This is a genomic window from Roseicitreum antarcticum (assembly GCF_014681765.1).
GTDB classification, from domain to species: domain Bacteria; phylum Pseudomonadota; class Alphaproteobacteria; order Rhodobacterales; family Rhodobacteraceae; genus Roseicitreum; species Roseicitreum antarcticum.
The window spans coordinates 2,859,480-2,881,286 of the sequence record NZ_CP061498.1; the positions used below are offsets into that span (position 1 = coordinate 2,859,480).

General features: G+C 68.4%; 13 protein-coding genes. 10 read left to right on the plus strand and 3 right to left on the minus strand.

Annotation, left to right across the window (positions count from 1 at the left end; genetic code table 11):
* The first annotated feature begins 64 nt into the window (after positions 1–64).
* From H9529_RS13705 to H9529_RS13745, 9 genes are all read left to right on the plus strand, one after another.
* Positions 65–1,360 (plus strand): RsmB/NOP family class I SAM-dependent RNA methyltransferase, encoded by a 1,296-nt coding sequence (locus H9529_RS13705; RefSeq protein WP_397544907.1) that lies wholly within the window; start codon positions 65–67, stop codon positions 1,358–1,360.
* A gap of 93 nt (positions 1,361–1,453) precedes the next feature.
* Complete coding sequence (locus tag H9529_RS13710; protein WP_092885128.1) at positions 1,454–3,211, plus strand: heparinase II/III family protein; 1,758 nt, start codon at positions 1,454–1,456, stop codon at positions 3,209–3,211.
* A gap of 156 nt (positions 3,212–3,367) precedes the next feature.
* Complete coding sequence (gene purH / locus H9529_RS13715) at positions 3,368–4,957, plus strand: bifunctional phosphoribosylaminoimidazolecarboxamide formyltransferase/IMP cyclohydrolase (RefSeq protein WP_092885130.1); 1,590 nt, start codon at positions 3,368–3,370, stop codon at positions 4,955–4,957.
* Positions 4,958–5,061: 104 nt separating this feature from the next.
* Complete coding sequence (locus tag H9529_RS13720) at positions 5,062–5,547, plus strand: signal peptidase II (protein ID WP_092885408.1); 486 nt, start codon at positions 5,062–5,064, stop codon at positions 5,545–5,547.
* Between the two features lie 71 nt (positions 5,548–5,618).
* Positions 5,619–6,158, plus strand: coding sequence for a DUF3035 domain-containing protein (locus tag H9529_RS13725; protein WP_092885131.1), 540 nt, complete (start codon positions 5,619–5,621; stop codon positions 6,156–6,158).
* A gap of 182 nt (positions 6,159–6,340) precedes the next feature.
* A complete protein-coding gene (locus H9529_RS13730; RefSeq protein WP_223814172.1) occupies positions 6,341–7,972 on the plus strand; it encodes a M16 family metallopeptidase in 1,632 nt (543 codons plus the stop codon).
* The gene (locus H9529_RS13735) at positions 7,969–9,291 is read left to right on the plus strand and encodes a M16 family metallopeptidase (RefSeq protein WP_092885133.1); all 1,323 of its coding nucleotides are present in this window, start codon (positions 7,969–7,971) and stop codon (positions 9,289–9,291) included. Before H9529_RS13730 ends, H9529_RS13735 begins: the two co-directional genes overlap by 4 nt.
* Positions 9,292–9,377: 86 nt before the next feature.
* Positions 9,378–11,282 carry a DNA mismatch repair endonuclease MutL gene (mutL, locus tag H9529_RS13740; protein WP_092885135.1) on the plus strand — a complete coding sequence of 635 codons (1,905 nt, stop codon included), beginning with the start codon at positions 9,378–9,380 and terminating at the stop codon, positions 11,280–11,282.
* Positions 11,279–12,397, plus strand: coding sequence for a DNA recombination protein RmuC (locus tag H9529_RS13745; protein ID WP_092885137.1), 1,119 nt, complete (start codon positions 11,279–11,281; stop codon positions 12,395–12,397). Before mutL ends, H9529_RS13745 begins: the two co-directional genes overlap by 4 nt.
* 156 nt (positions 12,398–12,553) lie before the next feature.
* Here H9529_RS13745 and H9529_RS13750 read toward each other — a convergent pair whose 3' ends face one another.
* Together H9529_RS13750 and H9529_RS13755 are read right to left on the minus strand one after the other, a co-directional pair.
* On the minus strand, positions 12,554–14,962 hold the full coding sequence (locus H9529_RS13750) for a YbcC family protein (RefSeq protein WP_092885139.1): 2,409 nt from the start codon (positions 14,960–14,962) through the stop codon (positions 12,554–12,556).
* An 89-nt stretch (positions 14,963–15,051) separates the two neighbouring features.
* Positions 15,052–16,611 (minus strand): proton-conducting transporter transmembrane domain-containing protein, encoded by a 1,560-nt coding sequence (locus H9529_RS13755; RefSeq protein ID WP_092885141.1) that lies wholly within the window; start codon positions 16,609–16,611, stop codon positions 15,052–15,054.
* Positions 16,612–16,711: 100 nt separating this feature from the next.
* On the opposite strand from H9529_RS13755, the gene H9529_RS13760 reads away from it, so the two are divergent.
* On the plus strand, positions 16,712–17,599 hold the full coding sequence (locus H9529_RS13760; RefSeq protein WP_092885143.1) for a LysR family transcriptional regulator: 888 nt from the start codon (positions 16,712–16,714) through the stop codon (positions 17,597–17,599).
* 257 nt (positions 17,600–17,856) lie between these two features.
* On the opposite strand, the gene H9529_RS13765 is transcribed toward H9529_RS13760, so the two are convergent.
* Positions 17,857–21,735 (minus strand): hypothetical protein, encoded by a 3,879-nt coding sequence (locus H9529_RS13765; protein ID WP_190305631.1) that lies wholly within the window; start codon positions 21,733–21,735, stop codon positions 17,857–17,859.
* Positions 21,736–21,807 lie beyond the last annotated feature (72 nt).

Below are 21,807 nucleotides of genomic sequence, written 5' to 3' on the forward strand. Positions count from 1 at the left end.
CATGGCAGACAGCCGCAAGCCAGACAGCAAGCCCGCGCCTGCGCGCCGCGCCAAGGCCGCCGTCATCCCGCCCAGCCCGCGCGGCGGGGCGGTGGCCTTGCTTGATGCGGTGCTGTCGCCCGATACGGGCGCGTCACTGCCCGAGGTGCTGACCGCGCCGCCTGCCGCTTTTGCCGCGCTGGACCCCGCCGGGTGCGCGCGGGCGCAGCGGCTGGCGCTGACCACGCTGCGGCATCTGGACCGCGCGGATGCGATTCTGAGCCCGCATTTGCGCAAGGCCCCGCCGCCGCATGTGAAGAACCTGTTGCGGCTGGCGGTGGTGGAGATGCTGCATGAGGGGGCGGCGGCCTACGGGGTCGTGAACTCGGCCGTTGGGGCGTTGCGCGGGGACCGGCGGTTGCAGGCCATGGCGGGGATGGTGAATGCCGTGCTGCGCCGCGCCAGCGAGACGCCCGACGGCACATGGGCCGCGCTGCCGCCGCAACGTCTGCCGCAATGGCTGCGCCAGCCGATGGTGCATCATTATGGGCGCGCGGTGGTCGGTGCGATCGAGGCCGCGCATATGGAAGGTGCAGCGACCGACCTGACGTTGCGGCCGGGCGTGGCTGGGCCCGATGGTGTGACGCTGCCCACGGGGTCGCTGCGGGTTGCGGGCGCGCAGATCAGCGCGCTGCCGGGGTATGACGCGGGCGATTGGTGGGTGCAAGATGCCGCCAGCGCCTTGCCCGCGCGCATGCTGGGCGATGTGGCAGGCCTGCGGGTGCTGGACCTTTGTGCGGCACCCGGCGGCAAGACGATGCAATTGGCGGCAGCGGGTGCGCAGGTGACGGCGCTGGACCTGTCGGGGCCACGGCTGGCGCGGCTGCGCGACAATCTGGCGCGCACCGGGCTGGAGGCGGAAATCGTCACCGCTGATGCGCTGCATTGGCTGCCCGACGCGCCGTTCGATGCGGTGCTGCTGGATGCGCCCTGTTCGGCCAGCGGCACGATCCGCCGCCACCCGGACCTGCCGTTTGCGAAGGCTGCGGGGGATCTGGCGGCCTTGACTGCGTTGCAGGCGCGGTTGCTGGACCGGGTGCTGACGCCCTCGGCCGGGTTGCTGCGCCCCGGGGGTGTGGCGGTTTATTGCACCTGCTCGCTTCTGGCGGCCGAGGGTGAAGATCAGGCGCGCGCCGCGTTGGACCGGCATCCGCATGTGGTGGCACAGCCTGTGACGCTGCCCGGCCTCCCTGAGGATTGGCGCACGGCTGACGGCGGCATCCGCACCCGGCCTGATTATTGGCCGGAACTGGGTGGGATCGACGGGTTTTACATGGTCGCGCTACGGATCGGGGCGGAAACGGCAGCGGCAGCGGGCTGATCGCGTGAACCTGACCGATTGGGCGGTGACACCGGGTGCGCGCGGCGGTAAACTGCCGCAGAGCAGAAAATTGGCACGGGAAGAAGCCGGAACATGAACAGCGAGGCAGCCCTGAACGGCGGTTTGGCCACGCGGCGTACCCGATTGGTCAACCGGGTGACGGCGCGGATGTGTCGCGTGTCGGCGCGGGCGACGGGGTTCGTCTCGCAGCCCGAGCCGCGCACCATCGGCCTGTTCGCGCGGGGGCGGCAGCTGGTGGCGGGCAACATCTTGCTGGCCGGGCATCTGGTAGAGGCCAAGGGCGCGCAGCCCTGGGACATCCCCGCCCCGCATCCGCAATTTGCCGATGCGCTGCACGGGTTCGGCTGGCTGGATCATCTGGCCGCCGTGGGCGACCGCGAGGCGCGGGTGGTGGCGCAGGCCTGGGTCTGGGAATGGATCGCGCGGTATTCGGGGGGCCGGGGGCCGGGCTGGACCGCCGATCTGACCGGACGGCGGGTGATCCGGTGGATCAACCACGCGCTGTTCCTCTTGTCGGTGCAGTCGCCTGAAAATGCCGATAAGTTCTTTCGCTCGCTCAGCCAGCAGACGGCCTTTCTGGCGCGGCGCTGGCAGGTCAGCAGCCCCGGCCTGCCGCGATTCGAGGCGCTGACCGGGCTGATCTATGCGGGTCTGGCGCTGGAGGGGATGGAGCGTCACGTTGCCCCCGCCAAGGCCGCGCTGTCGCGCGCCTGCAAGGAGGCGATTGACGCGGGCGGCGGTATCCCCACCCGCAACCCCGAGGAATTGCTGGAGGTCTTCACCCTGCTGACCTGGGCCGCGCAGGCGCTGTCGGAAAACGGGCAGATGGCCGCGCCCGATCACATCGCCGCGATTGAACGCATCAGCGTTACCCTGCGCACCCTGCGCCATGCCGATGGCGGCCTTGCACGGTTCCACGGCGGCGGGCGCGGGATGGAGGGGCGGCTGGATCACGCGCTGGCGGCGTCGGGCATCCGCACGGTCGCCGCCGATGGGCGGGCGATGGGCTACGCGCGGCTGTCGGGCGGGCGCACCACGGTGGTGGTGGATGCCAGTCCGCCGCCGGTGGGCGAGGCGTCGCGCTTTGCCCATGCCTCGACGCTGGCGTTCGAATTGAGCTCGAACCGGCGGCCCGTGGTGGTCAATTGCGGGTCTGGCATGCCGTTTGGCCCGGATTGGGAACGCGCGGGCCGGGCCAGCGCGTCGCATTCCACGTTGTCGATCGACGGATTTTCATCCGCGCGCATGGCGTCGGATGACAGCACGGGGCGTCCGCGCCTGACGGACGGGCCGCACCATGTCAGTTTCGACCGCACCGACAAGGGCTATGCGACGGTGCTGTTGCTGTCGCACGACGGTTATCTGGCCAGCCACGGGCTGACCCATGTGCGCTGTCTGGACCTGTCCACTGATGGCCGCGCGCTGATGGGCGAGGATTCGCTGTCGGCGCTGACGCCCGCCGACCGCAAGCGTTTTGGCGCGGTGCTGGACCGCACGCGGCTGTCGGGCGTGCATTTCGCGGTGCGGTTCCATTTGCATCCCGATGTCGATGCCTCGCTCGACATGAATGACACGGCGGTGTCGATTGCGCTGCGGTCCGGTGAAATCTGGGTTTTCCGGGCCGAGGGCGCGGTGCGCATGACGCTGGAACCTTCGGTCTACCTTGAAAAAGGCCGGCTGAAACCGCGCCCCAGCCAGCAGATCGTATTGTCAGGCGTGGCGCTTGACTATACCAGCCACATCACCTGGACGCTGGCCAAGGCGCAAGATACGCCCGTCGCGATGCGCGACATTGGCCGCGACGACCCGCTGGCGATGCCCGATTACTGAGCGGGCGGCGCGTGTGAACCCGTCTTGCATGGACCCCGAAGCGCCGCCCCCCAAACCAAGATCCCGAAGCCCCGACCCTGAAGCCCTGACCCCGACCCTGAAGCCCCGACCCTGAACCTGAAGCCCTGACCCTGAAGCAAAGTGACTGGACCTGACATGACTGACCTTGCCCCCGTAAAACGCGCCCTTCTGTCGGTGTCCGACAAGACCGGATTGGTGCAACTGGGCCGTGCGCTGGCCGCGCGCGGTGTCGATCTGGTGTCCACCGGGGGCACGGCGGCGGCGTTGCGCGACGCCGGGCTGGCGGTGCGCGATGTGTCCGACCTGACGGGGTTTCCCGAAATGATGGATGGCCGCGTCAAGACGCTGCATCCGATGGTGCATGGCGGGTTGCTGGCCTTGCGCGACGATGCCGGGCATCTGGGTGCGATGCAGGATCATGGGATCGCGCCGATTGATCTGCTGGTCGTCAACCTCTACCCGTTCGAGGCGACCGTGGCGCGCGGGGCGGATTACGCCGAAGCGGTCGAAAACATCGATATCGGCGGCCCGGCGATGATCCGGGCAGCGGCGAAGAACCACGGGTTTGTGAGCGTTGTCACCGACCCCGAGGATTATGCCGCCCTGCTGGCCGAGCTGGACGCGCAAGACGGCCAGACGACACTGGCCTTCCGCCAGCGGCTGGCCCAGACCGCCTATGCCCGCACCGGCGCCTATGATGCGGCGGTGTCTACCTGGATGGCGGGCGCGATCGGGGTAGAGACCCCGCGCCGCCGGGTCTTTGCGGGCACGTTGGCGCAGCCGTTGCGCTATGGCGAGAACCCGCACCAGCGGGCCGCCTTCTATACCGACGGGTCGGACCGCCCCGGCGTGGCCACCGCCACCCAGCATCAGGGCAAGGAGCTGTCCTATAACAACATCAACGACACCGATGCGGCGTTCGAGCTGGTGTCGGAATTCCTGCCCACCGATGGCCCGGCCTGCGCGATCATCAAGCATGCCAACCCCTGCGGCGTGGCACGGGGCGACACCCTGACGCAGGCCTATGCGCGGGCGTTTGACTGCGACCGTACCTCGGCGTTCGGGGGGATCATCGCGCTGAACATGAAGCTGGATCTGGCCACGGCCGAAGCAATTTCCGGCATTTTCACCGAGGTTGTGATTGCGCCGGGCGCGGATGATGCCGCCATTGCGCATTTCGCCAGGAAGAAGAACCTGCGCCTGCTGACCACGAAGGGGCTGGGCAACCCGATGGCGCCGGGGCTGGCGTTCCGGCAGGTGTCGGGCGGGATGTTGGTGCAGGACCGTGACAATGGCATGATTCTGGAAACCGCGTTGCAGGTCGTGACGAAGCGCGCGCCCGATGCCGATGAACTGGCCGACCTGATGTTCGCGTGGAAGGTTGCCAAGCATGTGAAATCGAACGCGATTGTCTATGTGAAGGATCTGGCCACGGTGGGCATCGGTGCCGGACAGATGAGCCGGGTGGACAGCACGCGCATCGCCGCGCGCAAATCGGTGGACATGGCGGAAGTGATGGGCCTTCCGGGGGCGCTGACGCAGGGCTCTGTCGTGGCGTCGGATGCGTTTTTCCCCTTTGCCGACGGGCTGTTGGCTGCCGCCGAGGCAGGCGCGCGCGCGATCATCCAGCCCGGCGGTTCGGTGCGCGATGCCGAGGTGATCGCCGCCGCCGATGCGGCGGGGCTGGCCATGGTGTTCACCGGGCAGCGGCATTTCCGGCACTAGGACGCGATTTGCCGCGCGCCGGTGTCGGGCGCGCGGCCCACCTTTTCACAACGGGCAGGCATTCCCCCATGAACCAGATCGACCGCACCCCGGCCCGGCACCCGATGAAATACATCATCGGTGCCGCCGCGCTGATCTTCGTGATCGACCAGTTGACCAAATGGTATGTGGTGTTCGAACTGGGCCTGCAGCACCGGCTGTTCATCGAGGTCTTCGACCCCTACCTCAATTTCTCGATGGCGTGGAACACCGGGGTGAATTTCGGGCTGTTCGGCGGCGGGACGGATGTCATGCGCTGGGTGCTGATCGCGGTGGCGCTGGGCATCTCGGGCTGGGTGTGGGTCTGGGTGCGGCGCGACCCGCGACCTGGCATGTTGCTGAGCGCGGGCGTGCTGATCGGCGGCGCGCTGGGCAATGTGGTGGACAGGGTGCTGTATGGCGCGGTGGCGGATTTCCTGAACATGTCGTGCTGCGGGCTGCGCAACCCCTTTGCATTCAACGTCGCGGATGTGGCGATCTTTGCCGGTGCCATCGGGCTGGCGGTATTCTCGGGGCGGGCGGATGGGGCTGCGGGCGACAAGACCCCGTGACGCCCGCGCAAAGATAGGCTAAGAGGCTAAGGTAATTGAGTGCGGACAGCTTTGATCTGAGGGGGCTTTCGATGCGGCGAGGGCAAGGTAGTGTGGCGGCGGCGACCGGGCTGGCACTGATGGTGCTGGCGGGATGTTCGCAAGGTGATGGCGCGCCGCGCCTGATGTTTGCTGCCGAACAGCACAGCGGGCCGGACGAATTTTCCATCGTGCCGACGCGCCCGCTGGAAATGCCCGACAATCTGGCCGCGCTGCCCGAACCCACGCCTGCGGGGACCAACCGCGTCGATCCGGTGCCGCGCGCCGATGTCGCCGTGGCGATGGGCGGGTCGGCTGCGGCCGCCACCCGGTCCGGCGTGCCCGCATCCGACAGCGCGCTTTTGGCGCGGGCCGGGCGGTATGGCGTCGCGGGTGACATCCGGGGGCAACTGGCCGCTGAGGATCTTGCCTACCGCGAGGCCAACAAGGGCCGCATCCTGGAGCGGATCTTTGCCGTAAACGTCTATCATGACGCGTACCGCCCGCTGGCGCTGGACCGCTATGCCGAGCTGGAACGCTGGCGCCGCGTGGGCGTGCGCACCCCTGCTGCCCCCCCCGCTATCGCACAATAGAGCCGACGCGGCGGGCTGGCCTCGTGCGTCTGGTGGTGTCCGGTTTGGGGCGCCATTGGCTGAGCGCTGCGGTAAACCGCTGATGCGGCACCCGAGGGCTGTCACAACGCCGTGCCCCGGCTTGAACTGTCCGGGCCATGTCGTACATGCATCCCCAAGGGCAGCAGGATAGGGGATGGCCGATGATCCGAAGCACAATGGTAACGCGGGCCGCAGGGGTGATCGCATTGGTCGGCCTGAGCATCGGCGCGGTAGGCTTTGGCGGCGGTGCGGGTGTGGGCTTTGCGCCCGGCGCGCGCGCGCAGACCACTGCGCCAGCGGTTAACGGGCCAGCGGTTAACGGGCCAGCGGCAGCGCCGCAGGCAACCGACATCCAGCCCACCGCCGAGGAAGGCGTCAGCCAGTTCACGCTGGATAACGGCATGGAAGTCGTTGTCATCGAGGACCGGCGCGCACCTGTCGCGGTGCATATGGTCTGGTACCGCGTGGGCGCGGCAGATGAGCCGGTGGGCAAATCGGGCATCGCGCATTTCCTCGAACACCTGATGTTCAAGGGCACCGACACGACCGAGGCCGGCGAATTCTCTGCCACGGTCGAGGCGCAGGGCGGGCGCGACAATGCGTTTACCAGTTGGGATTACACCGGATATTTCCAGCGCGTCGCCGCCGACCGGCTGGAACTGATGATGCAGCTCGAAGCTGACCGGATGACCGACCTTGCGTTTACCGATGCCGATTGGCAGCCGGAGCTCTCGGTCATTCTGGAGGAACGCGGGCAGGTGCTGGAAAGCCGGGCGGGGGCGGTGTTCAACGAACAATTGCGCGCCGCGCTGTTCCAGAACCATCCCTACGGCACGCCCATCATCGGCTGGCGGCACGAGATGGAGGATTTGACCGGCGCGGATGCGATGGCGTTCTATGCGCGCCATTACGGGCCGAATAATGCGGTGCTGGTGGTCGCGGGCGATGTCGACGCCGAGACGGTGCGCGCGATGGCGCAGGAACATTACGGCCCGATTGCGCCCAATCCCGATATTGTCGCGCGCAGCCGTCCGCAAGAACCGCCGCAACTGGCCGAGCGCCGGGTGATCTATCATGACGCGCGGATCGCGCAGCCCTATGTCAGCCGCCAGTATCTGGCCCCACGCCGGGACTCCGGCGCGCCGGAAGACGCGGCGGCCTTGCAGGTGTTGGCGGCGTTGCTGGGCGGCAGCCCGACGACCTCGGTGCTGGAGCGCCGGTTGAACTTTGACGAGGGCGTGGCGCTGAGCACCTGGGCCTCGTACAGCGGGACCTGGGTGGATGACGCGATTTTCGCCGTGGGGATCATGCCGGTCGAGGGCGTGTCGCTGGAGCAAGCCGAAGCGGCGTTGGACCGCGCGATTGCCGGGTTCCTGGAAACCGGGGTCGATGCCGACCAACTGGCCCGGGTACAGACGCAGATCCGCGCATCCGAGATCTACGGGCTGGACGACACGCAAAGCCGCGCCCGGGAATATGGCGCGGCGCTGAGCAACGGGTTGACCGTTGCCGATGTGCAGGAGTGGCCCGCCGCCCTGATGGCGGTGACCGAGGCGGATGTGATGGAAGCGGCGCGGCAGATCTTTGACCGCCGCGCGGAATCGGTGACGGGCTGGGCGGGCCCGCCGCCGGAGGCGGCTGACGCGATGGTGCCGGAGGCAATGGCTCCGGAGGCGGCTGATGCCGCGCAGGATTCGGCGCAGGATACAGCAGCGCCTGACCCGGCCCCCGACGCTGGCGCGGCTGCAAACATCGACGCCCAACCCGCAATGTCTGAAGAGGTGACGCAATGATCCGCCTGGTCCTGACCGTTCCGCTGACCCTGATCTGGCTGGCGCTGCCCGCGCGCGCGCAAATCGACATCACGCCGGTGACCTCGGCGGGCGGCGTAACAGCGTGGCTGGCCGAAGAACCCTCGATCCCCTTCACCGCGCTGGATCTGACGTTTCGGGGTGGCGCGAATATTGAAGGCGCGCAGAATGCCGGGGCCGTCGCGCTGATGGCGGGCCTGTTGAACGAGGGCGCGGGCGATCTGGATGCCCAGGAATTCGCGGCGGCCGCCGAAGAGTTGGCGCTGGAAATGCGGGTCACGGCGGGGCGCGATACGGTCAGTATCTCGGCCAGGTTCCTGACCGAAAACCGCGATGAAGCGGTGGCGCTGCTGCGGCAGGCTTTGACCCAGCCGCGATTCGACGAAGATGCGATTGAACGGGTGCGCGCGCAGGCGCTGGCCGGGCTGCGGCAAGATGCGGTGAGCCCCAATGCCATCGCCTCGCGCCGGTTCGCGGACCTTGCCTATGGCGACCACCCTTACGCGCGCAGCGCCGATGGCACGCCCGAGACCGTCGCCGCGTTGACCCGCGACGATCTGGTTGCGGCGCATCAGGGCGCGCTGGCGCGGGACCGGGTGTTCGTGGGGGCGGCGGGCGATATCTCGGCGCAGGCGCTGGGCACGTTGCTGGATGATCTGCTGGGCGATCTGCCGGAGGAAGGCGCGCCGCTGCCGGGGCGGGCCACGTATGACCTGTCGCCGGGCATCACATTGGTGCCGTTCGACGGGCCGCAATCGGTCATCGCCTTTGGCCATGACGGGATTGCCCGCGATGACCCGGATTTTCTGGCCGCCTATGTGCTGAACGAAGTGTTCGGCGGCGGGCGGTTCGGCACCCGCCTGATGACCAGTCTGCGCGAGGAGCGCGGCCTGACCTACGGTGTCGGCGCGTTTCTGGCCACCGCCGATCTGGGCGAGACCTATCAGGGCCGCATGTCGACCGAGAATGCCCGCGCTGCGCAGGCGATCGAGCTGTTGCGCTCGGAATGGGCAGATGTGGCGCAAAACGGTATTTCAGAGCAAGAGTTGAGCCGCGTGCAGACCTATCTGACCGGGGCCTATCCGCTGCGCTTTGACGGCAATCTTTCGATTGCGGGCGTGCTGTCGAGCATGCAGTTTCAGGGCTTCGACATTGATTATGTGAACTATCGCAATGACCTGATCGATGCGCTGACGGTGGAAGACATGGCCCGCGTGGCGGGTGACCTGATGGACGCTGATGCGCTGCATTTCGTGGTGGTGGGCCAGCCTGACGGGTTGGACGCGGGCGCGGTGCAATAATCAAAGCGCGGGTTTGCTGTGGACAACACCGGCCTGGCCCGCGCTAACGCTTGGCGCGCCTTTGGGGGCATGCTATTGCTGGTAGCATGACGCATCTGGACCCCAACATACGCCCCGCTATCCGCCAGTTGGATGAAGCCGCCGCGAATCGCATCGCGGCGGGCGAGGTGGTGGAGCGTGCGGCCTCTGCCGTCAAGGAACTGGTGGAAAACGCGCTTGATGCGGGCGCGCGGCGGGTCGATGTGGCCTATGCCGATGGCGGCAAGACCCTGATCCGCGTCAGCGATGACGGGCATGGCATGGCGCCCGACGATCTGCCGCTGGCGCTGTCGCGGCATGCGACATCGAAGATTGACGGGTCAGACCTGCTCAACATCCGCTCGTTCGGGTTTCGCGGCGAGGCGCTGCCCAGTCTTGGCGCTGTCGGGCGGTTGACCCTTACCTCGCGCGCGCAGGGGTATGAGGCGGCGCGGCTGTGTGTCAGCGGCGGGCGCGTCGATCCGGTGGTGCCTGCGGCGTTGTCGCGTGGCACGATGGTCGAATTGCGCGATCTGTTCTATGCCACGCCCGCGCGGCTGAAATTCATGCGGTCGGACCGGGCCGAAGCGCAGGCGATTGCCGACACGCTGCGGCGGCTGGCCATGGCCGAACCCGCCGTCAGTTTCAGCCTGACCGATGTGTCGGACGGCGGCGCGCGGGTGATCTTCCGCGTGGATGGGGAGCAAGGCACGCTGTTTGATGCGCTGGCCGGGCGGCTCGGTCGGATCATCGGGCGCGATTTCATCGACAATGCCCTGTGGATCGATGCCGAGCGTGAGGGGCATCGCATGACCGGCTATGCCGCGCTGCCGACCTATTCGCGCGGGGCGGCGGTGACGCAGTATCTGTTCGTCAACGGGCGTCCGGTGCGGGACAAGATGCTGACAGGGGCGCTGCGCGCCGCCTATATGGATTTCCTGTCGCGCGACCGGCACCCGGCGGCGGCGCTGTTCATCGATTGCGACCCGCAACTGGTGGATGTGAACGTCCACCCCGCCAAGGCCGAGGTGCGGTTCCGCGACCCCGGGCTGGTGCGCGGGCTGATCGTCAGCGGGCTGCGGCATGCGCTGGCGGGCGCGGGGCACCGGGCATCCTCGACCGTGGGGGATGCGACGTTGGGCGCGATGCGGCCTGAGGGGCATGGCGGTGGTGCGGCGCGGGTCTATCAGATGGACCACCGCCCGGCGCAGGGCGTTTTGCGGGCCGCCCATCAGGGGCAGGCCCCGCAGGACTGGGCCGCACCGGATTGGGCCGCACCGGATCGGGCAGCACGGGGCGCTGCCGAGGCCCCGGGTTTCGCCGATGGCGCTGCGGCTTTCAATGGTTTCGCCCCCGCCGCGCGGCAAGAAGTGGCAGATATGGGCGCGACCGATGCGCCGCTGGGCGCGGCGCGCGCGCAGGTGCATGAGAATTACATCATCGCCCAGACGGCCGATGGTATCGTGATTGTCGATCAACATGCGGCGCATGAGCGGCTGGTTTATGAGCGCCTCAAACGCCAGATGGGCGCGCAGGGTGTGCCCTCGCAGGCGCTGCTGATCCCCGAGATCGTGGATATGTCCGCGACCGAGGCCGCGCGGCTGTTGGAGCATGCCGAGGCGCTGGCGCGGCTGGGGCTGGTGGTGGAACCATTCGGCGGCACTGCGGTGGCGGTGCGCGAAACGCCTGCGCCGCTGGGCGTGGTCAACGCCGCCGCGCTGATCCGCGATGTGTCGGATGAATTGGCCGATCTGGGCGACAGCCAGTTGGTGCAGGCGCGGCTGGAGGCGGTGCTGTCGCGCATGGCCTGCCACGGCTCTGTCCGGTCGGGGCGGCAGATGCGGGCGGATGAGATGAACGCGCTGCTGCGCGAGATGGAAGCGACGCCGCATTCCGGCCAGTGCAACCACGGCCGCCCGACCTATGTCGCGCTGAGCCTTGCCGATATCGAAAAGCTGTTCGGCCGCCGATGATCGACGTTGCGGGCCGGACCTATGCGCTGGATGATCCCATGGTCATCGCGGTCCTTTTCGGGGCCGTTTTGCTGCTGGCGGTGGTGCTGATCTTGCGCGCGGTTGCGCGCACGGCCCGGTCGGTAGAGCCGCTGGCCTGGCAGGTCAACCAGATGGGCGGCACGATCCAGGCGCTGTCGGACGGGCAACAGCATCTGGCGGGCGGCCTGCATCATGTGTCCGACGCGCAGGCCAAGGCGCAGGCGCATATGCTGCATGTGGTCGAACAGCGGCTGTCTGAAGTGGGCACCAGGATGGGCACCGCGCTGGACGGCAGTTCGATCCGCACCGCGCAGTCATTGGGCGCGCTGCAACAGCGGTTGGAGGCGATTGACCGCGCGCAGGCCAATATCGAGAAGCTTTCGGGCAACGTGTTGTCCTTGCAAGATATCTTGTCGAACAAGCAGGCGCGCGGTGCTTTTGGCGAGATCCAGTTGCATGATCTGGTGGGCAAGGCGCTGCCCGCCGATGCCTTCACCATGCAGGCCACGCTGTCGAACGGGCGGCGGGCCGATTGCCTGGTGCACATGCCGCTGCCGCCCGGCCCCCTGGTGATCGACGCGAAATTCCCGCTGGAGGCCTATGAGGCCCTGCGCCGCGCGGACACTGACGCCCAAACGCTGGAGGCGACGCGCGCCTTCCGCCAGTCGGTGCGCCTGCATATCAGGGCGATTGCCGAGCGGTATATCATCAAGGGCGAGACCGGCGACGGCGCGCTGATGTTCCTGCCCTCCGAGGCGGTCTATGCCGAGTTGCACAGCAATTTTCCCGAACTGGTGCGCGAGGGTTTCGCCGCCCACGTCTGGATCGTATCGCCCACCACCTGCATGGCCACGCTGAACACGCTGCGCGGTATCTTGCGCGACGCGCGGATGCGCGAACAGGCGGGCGCGGTGCGGCGCGAGCTTGGGTTGTTGCTGGACGATCTGCGGCGGTTGTCCGAACGGGTGGACAAGCTGGACAGCCATTTCGGGCAGGTGCAGGGCGATCTGCGCGACATCAAGATCTCCAGCGAGAAGACGACCCGGCGGGCGCAACGGTTGGAGAGTTTCGATTTCTCGGACGGTTCAGGGTAGGGCGCGGTTCAGGGTAGGGCGCGGTTCGGGCTGGCCTTGGTTTGGGCTGGGCGTGGTTCGGGCTGGGCGTGGTTTGGGGCTGGGCGGCGCGGCACCTTCCCCCCCCCGGTTGCGGCGTTGGATGCCGGGAAGGGAGGAGCCCGCCTCCGCGCCCCGTCAGGCGGCCAGTTCCTGCGTCGCCGCCCCCTCCCATGTGCCGTCGGAATGGTAGCGCGCGGTGATCCGCCCCCCGTCCAGCGCGAAGAGGTGCAGCCAGCCGTTGTCGAACAGGGCGCGCACCTCTGCGTGGCGGGCCAGAACGGCGCTGATCGCGTCTTGTGGCGCGTCAATCAGGACCGACAGCCGCAGGGGCTCGTGAACCAGCCGCGCGCCGTCGTGCACCGATTGCCAGGGCAGACCGGGGCGCAGGATGCCGCCGTTGCCCTGCACCACGCCGATACCGCCCACGACATTGTGGATCAGCTTGTTGCCGCCGCCAAAGACGGCGGGCGCCACCGCAGAGCCGTAGTATTGCAGGCTGATCCAGCTTGCTACGACCACCGGCGCGGTCAAGATCAGGTCCAGCGTGGCAAAGTCCCGATCGGCCCGCCAGTCGTAGCTGTGCAGGAAGGCGCGGCCCTGAAGGTCGGCGGCGGCGGTCTGCGCGCGCGGTGCGGCGATGAAGGCGGCGCAGCCCGCCAGCCCCCATTCGGGCCGGATTTCGGCCCAGTTGCGCGCCCGGGCGGCAAGGGTTTCAGGCGCCGCCCCCGGCAGTTGCGCGGCCCGCGCGACCCGCGCAAGCTGCCCCGCGCGGGCCAGCCATCCGCGCGCCTGTTCAAGGTCGCTGGCATGGCTGGCCGCAGGCGCATCGGCATAGAGCGTCACCGCATCGGTTGTCGTGTCATGCAGCCCCGCCACGAACAGCGTGTCATTGGGCAGGGGGGTGCCGCGTGCCTTCAGCCCTGCGCGGGCCTCTGGATCGTTCAGCAGCCCGGCCAGCAGCCGGGCCGAGACTTCGCCGCTTTGCCCGCCGCAGGCGCCGCATTGATAGGCGCTGTGGTGCGGGTTGTTGGTCATCCCGGCGCCATGGCCCAGCAGCAAGACCAGCCGGGCATGCCCTTGGGTAAAGCTCATGGCGCGCAGCACGGCGGCGGCGGTATCGGCCTTTTGATCGGGGTTGAGCGGATGCTCGAACCGCGGGGCCGCAGATGATGCCGCCGAGGGGGCGGCGGCCTTTGGTGCGGGCAGCGCGTCCTGCACCAGTTTCCAGCCATAGGCGGGGCCTGCTGCCTCGACAAAGGCGAAGGAGGACACCGCCGCTTGCCGGAAGCGGCCCCAGGCGCGGGTGGCGCGGGCCTTGATGCGGCTGGCCTGTTCGGTCTGCGGGTCGGCGTGGCTGCATGCGTTGAGGGCGGGGCGCAAAAGCGCGGGCAGATGCGCCTGCGCCAGATCGGTGCCTTGCGGCCGGTGCGCGACGGGCAGGCCGAAGAACCCCGCGAAGCCAAGCGTGGCGATGCCTGCGTCTTGCGATTCCAGCGCGCGGCGGAAGGGTTCCGAGCGTACGTCGATGCAAAACGCAGCCTGAAGTGTCGGGCGCGCGGCGGTCGCCGCTGGCGCGGATGCGGCCTGCGTCAGGTGGCCCGCCAGTTGGCGTTGATGCGCGCGCTCTGCCGCGTCTTGCAAGATCGCGTCCAGCACATGGTCGGCGCCGGGGGTCACGGGGGCGGCATGGGCGGCAAGGGTGGCCTGCCAGTTGGCGGCGACCCCGGGGCCGACCTTGGCAGCGTGGATCAACAGCGCCTCTTCCCAGACCAGCCGGATCGCCAGCAGATCGGCCAGCGTGTCATCGCTGCCGCCCGACAGTTCGGCCTGCCACAGCAGCCAGCGCGCATGCTGCGCCCAGCCGCCAAGGTCCATCAGCAGGCGGTGAAAGGTGGTTTCGGCGGCGTCATGATGGATGCCCAGGCTGCGCACGGCGCGCAGGATGGCGCGGTCGGCAGTGTCGGGGGCGTCGCCCACATGGGCGCAAAAGCCGCGCAGCCCGGCGATTTCCGGCGTCAGATCGCGGCTGGCCCAGCCCTGCCACGCGCTGTAGGCGGGCCGCCCCGGCGCGGGTGACCACAGCGCCTGCCCCCGGTCGAAATGCCCCGCAGCCCAAAGGCCGAAGGTGCGCGCGATGACCGACGGCCAGTCGGTGCCGGTGGCGTCGGCGGCAAGGTCGGCCAGCGTGGGCAGGGCCTTGGGTGCGGGGCGTGGGGCGATGGCCCCCGCCTTCAGCGCGGCAAGGTCGTGGGGTTTGTGGGGGCCGGCATGTCGGTGCAGCGCCGCCGACAGGTCGGCATCGGTGATGCTGCCTGCGGCGATGGCCGTGGCAAAATCCGCGCGCGGGCGCATCAGGTCGGCGCCTGCCACGCGGGCCAGCCGGGCGGCGGCGGTGGCAAGCCCCTCGTGCGTCTGGCCGAGGAAGGGGTTGACCGCGACCGTCGCATCCAGCGGAAAGGCCGGGGGGATGGCGCGCAGCGCGGCGCGGGCCGCGTCAAGGATGCCATGCGCGGGCGGGGCCGGTGGGGTGGGGTAGTTGAACATCGCGGATCTCTTTGCTTCAGGGATTTTTGCAGGAATATGGGGGCCGGACGGTCGCGGCGCGGGCATGTGGCGGATCAATGCCGCGCGCCTCAATCGGTGCGCGTGCGTCGGAACCCGCCGATCAGCCGGTCGAGTGCCGCGTTGAGGTAGAGGCCATTGGCCAGGTGCACCCGCAGTCCGGTCATCGCCGGGTGATGCGCCCACAGCGGGAAAAGCGCCTGCGCCACCGCGACCAGCCCGAAGGACAGGACCGTCAGCACGATCAGCGCCCATTCCAGCGGCCCGGCGGTGGGGGCAGCGGGCAGGTCAGCCCACAACACCCCCGCGATTTGCTGAAAGCCGAAATAGGCCAGCGCCGCGCCGATCGAGGCCAGCCCGACCCGCCGCATCAGCGCCACGGGGGCGGCATCGGCCAACCCCTGCGCCACCAGATACGCCACGCCGAAGATCAAGATCCCCCCCAGCGCCAGCGCCTGCGGGGTTTTTGACCCTGCAATCAGCGTGAAACCCAGCGCCACCACGCCGTAGAGCGCCAGGGCCAGCGCGAAGGCACGCGCCACTGCGGCCACGTCGGGCACCGCGATCGGGCCGGGGCGGCGCAGGTCGCCCACCGCCGTGATGGCCCCGCCCGAGGACAGGAACGCATGCGCCTTGTACATCGAATGCGCCACGATGTGCAGCAGCGCCAATGGCCACAGCCCCAGCCCGCATTGCAGCAGCATGAAGCCCATCTGCGATACGGTGGACCATGCCAGCGCGGTTTTCACCGCGCTTTGCGTCAGCATGACCACCGCACCGAACAGCGCCGTCAGCCCGCCCACCATCACCAGCGCGGCCATCGCGCCGGGGCTGGCCTGCATCAGCGGTGACAGGGTGATCAGCAGCACGCCGCCTGCGTTGATGATGCCCGCATGCAGCAGGGCAGAAACCGGGGTCGGGGCCTCCATCACCTCGGTCAGCCAGCCGTGAAGCGGGAAGGTGGCGGTTTTCAGTGCCGCCGCCAGCACCACCAGCGCCACGGCGATATGTGCGGCAATCGGCAGCCCCGCGCCCGCCGCCGCCGTGATCTGTGCCAGGTCGCCGGTGCCGAAGGCCAGAAGCAACAGCGCGGCGGCAAGGATCAGCGCCGCGTCACCCGCATGCCAGACCCAGGCGAACTTGGTCGCGGCGCGGCGGGCGGCGGGGCGGTCAGGATAGAACAGCAAGAGGTGGCGCACCCCGGTGCCAACGGCCACAAAGGCCAGGATCAGCACCAGCAGGCTGCCCGCCTGCACCAGCACCAGCACCGCGGCCAGCGTCGCCAGCATCTGGCCATGAAACGTGCCTTCCCGCGCCGACCCGTCCAGATAGCTGCGGGCATAGCGCATCACGATCCAGCCGATGAAGCCTACCAGCAGCGCCATGGTGGCCGATACCGCATCGGCGCGCAGGATCAGCGCCAGCGGGCCTTGCGCCAGCGTCAGTTGCGCGGGGCCCGCGAACAGGAATTGCATCAGCCCCGCAAGGGCCAGCGCGAAGGCGGTCAGCGCCGCGCCCTCGGCCAGTTTGGGGAAGGCGCCCGGGCGCGGGCCCGGCCGTGCCAGCGCGACAGCGGCTGCGCCCAGCAAGACAACAGGGCCAAGGGCGGTGACGGGGAACAGATCGGACATCGGGGCACCTTTGCATGGGTCAGGACTGGCCCCGGATAACGGATCGCTGAAGATTAAAAAATTACATATTATTCGCCAAACCGTTCTGTATAGTAGAAGAATGGCAATCCTGAACCTGCATCATCTGCGGCTGTTTCATGCGGTGGCGCGCAATGGCACGCTGATCGGTGCGGCGCGCGACCTGAACCTGTCGCAATCCGCGTTATCGACGCAGATCAAGGCGTTAGAGGGGGCGCTGGGCCATGATCTGTTCGACCGGCGCGGGCGCGGGCTGGTGCTGACCGAGGCCGGGCGCATCGCGTTGGACCATGCCGAGGCGATTTTCCGCACCGCGTCGGACCTGACCGCGACGCTGCGCGATCCGGGCGGGGCGCGGCGGGCCTTGCGGGTGGGCGCGCTGGGCACGCTGTCGCGCAACTTTCAGATGGCGTTTCTGGAGCCGTTGATCGGGCGGGCGGGGGTCGAGGTCGTTTTGCGCTCGGGCTCGCAGCGGGTGCTGCTGCCTGCGTTAGAGGCGCTGTCGCTGGATGTGGTGCTGACCAACCTTGTGCCCGCACGCGACGCCGCCAGCCCCTTTCTGGTGCATGACCTGTCTGAACAGCCGGTCAGTCTGATCGGTCCCGCCCGACATGATCTGATGGGGCGGGGGCTGGCTGATCTGTTGGGGCACGAGCCGCTGATCCTGCCAACACCGGAATCGTCGTTGCGCGCGTCCTTCGATGCGCTGGTCGAACGGCTGGGCCTGACGCCGCGCATCGCCGCCGAGGCCGATGACATGGCGATGCTGCGTCTGCTGACCCGCGCCCATGCCGGGCTGGCCGTGATCCCGCCCATCGTGGTGCGCGATGAGCTGGCCAGCGGTGCGCTGGTGGAACTTGCGCGGCTGGACGGCATATCCGAGCGGTTCTTTGCCGTCACCTTGCGCCGCCGCTTTCCCAACCCGCTGGTGGGCGAGTTGGTCGATGCCTTCCAGCTGGACCGGGGCTAAGCGGCGGCGGTTCGTATCGGGGTTGGGTCTATGGAGACTGGCGCTATCGGGCTTTGCCCCTTGGTATTGGCGGCCTTTTTGTTGGCGCCATTCCAAATGGCCCTGTGTGCCAAATGGCCCTGTGTGGATTGGACCATCGCCGGAATGGCCCAAGGCCCGGACAGGGCGTGTCCGGGCCTTGGGCGATGTGACGGAAAGGATTTGCCTGTGCCTGTGCGTGTACGTGGGCGGGGTGCGTTTACGTGGTGCGTGGGCGCTCAGTTCAGAAACTGCGCCGCAGCGCCATCGTATTGTGAGCCGGGGCGCAATTCGTAGATCCCCTGTTCCACCTTGCCGATCCGCCCCTTGCGCAGAAGCGAGCCGAAGGCGCGCAGCACATCCTCGCGGTTGGAGCTTTGCACGTCGGACAGTTCCAGCACGTGGTGCATCAGTTGCGCGCGGCCGAATTGTCTGCGCCCCTCGATCCGGGCGGTGTAGACGGCAGCGGCTTCCATCCGGTCGTACAGCGTCGGGGTGTCCAGCTGGGCGGCAAATTGCGAAAAACGCGGCACCGCTGGCGCGGGTGGCGTGTCGGATTCGTCATAGGTGTCGACTTCGGCCAGCGCGCTGAGTGCGACGCGGCGCGGACGCACCGGCGTGACCGGGCCCGGCGCGGCAGTTCGCGCAGCCGTCGGTTCGGCGGGCTGTGCCGCACCTGGCTTGTCTATGCGCAGTTCCGACACCAGCATCAGCGGCGCTTGTGCCATTACCGGGCGGGTATGGGTGGGGCGGTCCACACTGGCGGGCCGTTGCGGGCGCGCGGGTTCTTGCGGCGCGGGTTCGGGTTCTGGCTTGCGCGGGTTGACCGTGGTTTCCAGATCGGCGCGATACTTGGTCATCACGCGGGCCTCGGCCAGTTCGGGGCGACGCGGGCCGTCCACCCGTTCATCGGCGCGGGCGGCGGCGACGGCGGCTTTCAGCTGCGCGATGGTCGAGCGGCGGCGCTGCGATTCGGGGCCTTGCAGCTGCGTGTCGGTCTGTTGCAGCAGGCGGTTCACGGCCGTTTCATCGGCCGCGCCCTGAAGCCGGACCCGGCCCCGCGCACGGGTGGCGCGCAGCACGGCGGCGGCTTGTTCGACTTCGGTCAACTCGCCGACCAGTTCGGCTTCTTGCGTCTGATCGAGGCCCGTCGTGCCCAAGAAGGCGCGTACCTGCGCGCGGATGTCCTGCGCCGAGGGCAGGACGATTTCCGGCTCGAATTCGGGCGCGGATTCAGGCTGGATCTGGGCGTCTTGCATGTCGCGGTCGTGGATCGGCCCGTCAAAGGCCTGATCGTCAAACGCCCGATCGTCCAGCGCGGGGGCGCCATCGATGGCGCGGGCGGCATCGTCTGCCAAGGCGGCGTCGGTGGCGCGTACTTCTGCAGTGGCATCGTGTTGATCGGACGCGCGCGCCGCATTGGGGGCGGCGGCCATGCGTTCCATCGCACGGTCCAGCGCATCGGTTGTGTCATCAGCAAATGTCGCGTCGGCGTCGTCCAGATTGGTGGTCAGTCGGATGTCGCGCGGGTCGCTGTGACGCAGATACGCCGCAGCGGGTTCGGCATTGGCACCCTCCGCCATGACAGCCGCTGCGACAGCTGCGGAAACCCCCTGTGCGGGCGCGTCCTCATCCGACAGTTCTTCGGTCATGGGCAGGTGGGTCGGGTCGGTGATCCGCGCGCCGGCCAGTTCGGCGGCTTTTGCGGCATTCACCGGCGCGACGCGGATCGGCACATCAAGACCGCCTGAAGGCGTGCCCGGCTGGGACGCGCGGGCCAGCAGCGCGCGCATCTTGTTGACGCGGGCGTCATCCCCGGCTGCGATCTCGGCCAGCGCGGCGGCCTGCGCCTTGTCGAAGGCGCTGTCATCGGGCGCGTCGGTTTGACGACCTGTTCCGATAGGCGCGGGGGTTTCTGTCCCAGCGTCCGGCAGGCTGCGGGGACTTGCGTCCGTGGTCTGCTGGCGGGCCGCCCGGCGCGCAGTCTGTTCGCGGGCAAATTCCTCGGCGGCGCGGACCTCATCGCTGCGGGCGGTGTTGCCCGGCGCCACGGGGGCGTCGTCATCCTCTTCATCCGCGAGCCCGCTGTCAGCGTCGATCTGCGCCTGCTTGGCGGCTTCCGCCTCGGCGCGGGCTTTCTCGGCGGCTTCACGCTCGGCTTGGGCCTTTTGGGCTGCGGCGCGTTCGGCTGCGGCTTCCGCTTCGGCGCGTGCTTTCTCGGCGGCTTCGCGTTCGGCTTGGGCCTTTTGGGCGGCTGCACGTTCTGCTGAGGCTTTCTCAGCCTCGGCGCGTGCTTTCTCGGCGGCTTCACGCTCGGCTTGGGCCTTTTGGGCGGCTGCACGTTCTGCTGAGGCTTTCTCAGCCTCGGCGCGTGCTTTCTCTGCAGCTTCACGCTCGGCTTGGGCCTTTTGGGCGGCTGCACGTTCGGCTGCGGCTTCTGCCTCGGCGCGTGCTTTCTCGGCGGCTTCGCGCTCGGCTTGGGCCTTTTGGGCTGCGGCGCGTTCGGCTGCGGCTTTCTCAGCCTCGGCGCGTGCTTTCTCGGCAGCCTCGCGTTCGGCTTGGGCCTTTTGGGCGGCTGCACGTTCGGCTGCGGCTTCCGCTTCGGCGCGTGCTTTCTCGGCGGCTTCGCGTTCGGCTTGGGCCTTCTGCGCGGCGGCACGTTCGGCTGCGGCTTCCGCTTCGGCGCGTGCTTTCTCGGCAGCTTCGCGCTCGGCTTGTGCCTTCTGCGCGGCTTCGCGTTCTGCTGCGGCTTCCGCCTCGGCGCGTGCTTTCTCGGCAGCTTCGCGCTCGGCTTGTGCCTTTTGGGCGGCACGTTCGGCTGCGGCTTCTGCCTCGGCGCGTGCTTTCTCTGCAGCTTCACGCTCGGCTTGGGCCTTCTGCGCGGCTGCGCGTTCGGCTGCGGCTTCCGCTTCGGCGCGTGCTTTCTCGGCAGCTTCGCGTTCGGCTTGGGCCTTCTGTGCGGCTGCACGTTCTGCTGCGGCTTCTGCCTCGGCGCGTGCTTTCTCGGCGGCTTCGCGTTCGGCTTGGGCCTTTTGGGCTGCTGCACGTTCGGCTGCGGCTTTCTCAGCCTCGGCGCGTGCTTTTTCGGCGGCTTCGCGCTCGGCTTGGGCCTTTTGGGCGGCTGCGCGTTCGGCGGTCTGGGCGTCGGTTGCGCGGGCGGCGGTCTGGGTGTTTTCGCGCAGCGAGAAGCCTTCGGGCAAGGGTTTTGCCGTGGCTGGGGCAGGGGCGGATTGCCGGGCCTGTGCGACTGCGGCGCGGATGCGCAGAAGTTTGGCGGAAACGCCATCATCCCCGGTGATGCCCTGCGGCGCGGGGTCGGCGGGCTGCACCGTCGGCTGCACATCATCCGCAGCGGGGCCCGCGCGGTTGGGCCGGGCGTCACTGGCGATACCACGGGCCAAAGCACTGGCCGGGGGCGCGGCGAGGGAGGGCGGTGTGTCGTCGGTCTGATCGAGGCCATTCTGCGTTTCAGCGACTGACGCTTTAACGGCCCGTGTCTCAATGGCCTGTGTCTCAATGGCCTGTGTCTCAACGACCTGCGTTGCGACAGGCTGCGTAACGACGGGCTCTGTGACGGGGGGCTGCGGCGCTGCATCCTGGATGGCGGCCGTGGCCCTGGCACGCGGGCCCAAATTGCTGGGGCCCAAATTGCTGGGGCCGGAATTGCTGGGGCCCGAATTGCTGGTGCCGGAATTGTTGGGGCCATTGCTGTTGAGGGTGGCGCTGGGCGCGGTTTTGGCGCTGGCATCGTCCTTGGCGCGCGGCGCGGCGCGGGGTGCGGGCTGTACCTCGGCATGGGGTGGCGTGACGCGGGCCTTGGGCGCGCTGATGGCCTGCTGCGCCGGCGTTTCGTCCCAGGGCTCATCATAGGGGCTGAGGACGACGCTGTTGTCCTCGATCTTGGCATTCACACGGCGCTTGATCTCGCGCTCGGCGATGCGATGCAGCATTTCGGCATCGGGCGTCGGCGGCTCGGCGCCGAAATACCGGTCCTTGGATGCGAGGTCGCGAAAATACTCTGCAATCGCCTGCATCGTGGAAAAGGGTTGTTCAAAGCCCTCCAGCGTGCAGGAGAATGTGCCATAGGACACCGTCAGGATTTTGCTTTGACCAACCATCTGTTACGCGCCTCTTCTAAGCTTCACCATGTGACAATACCTGATAGCTGTGCGTTTGAATGGTCAGATAGG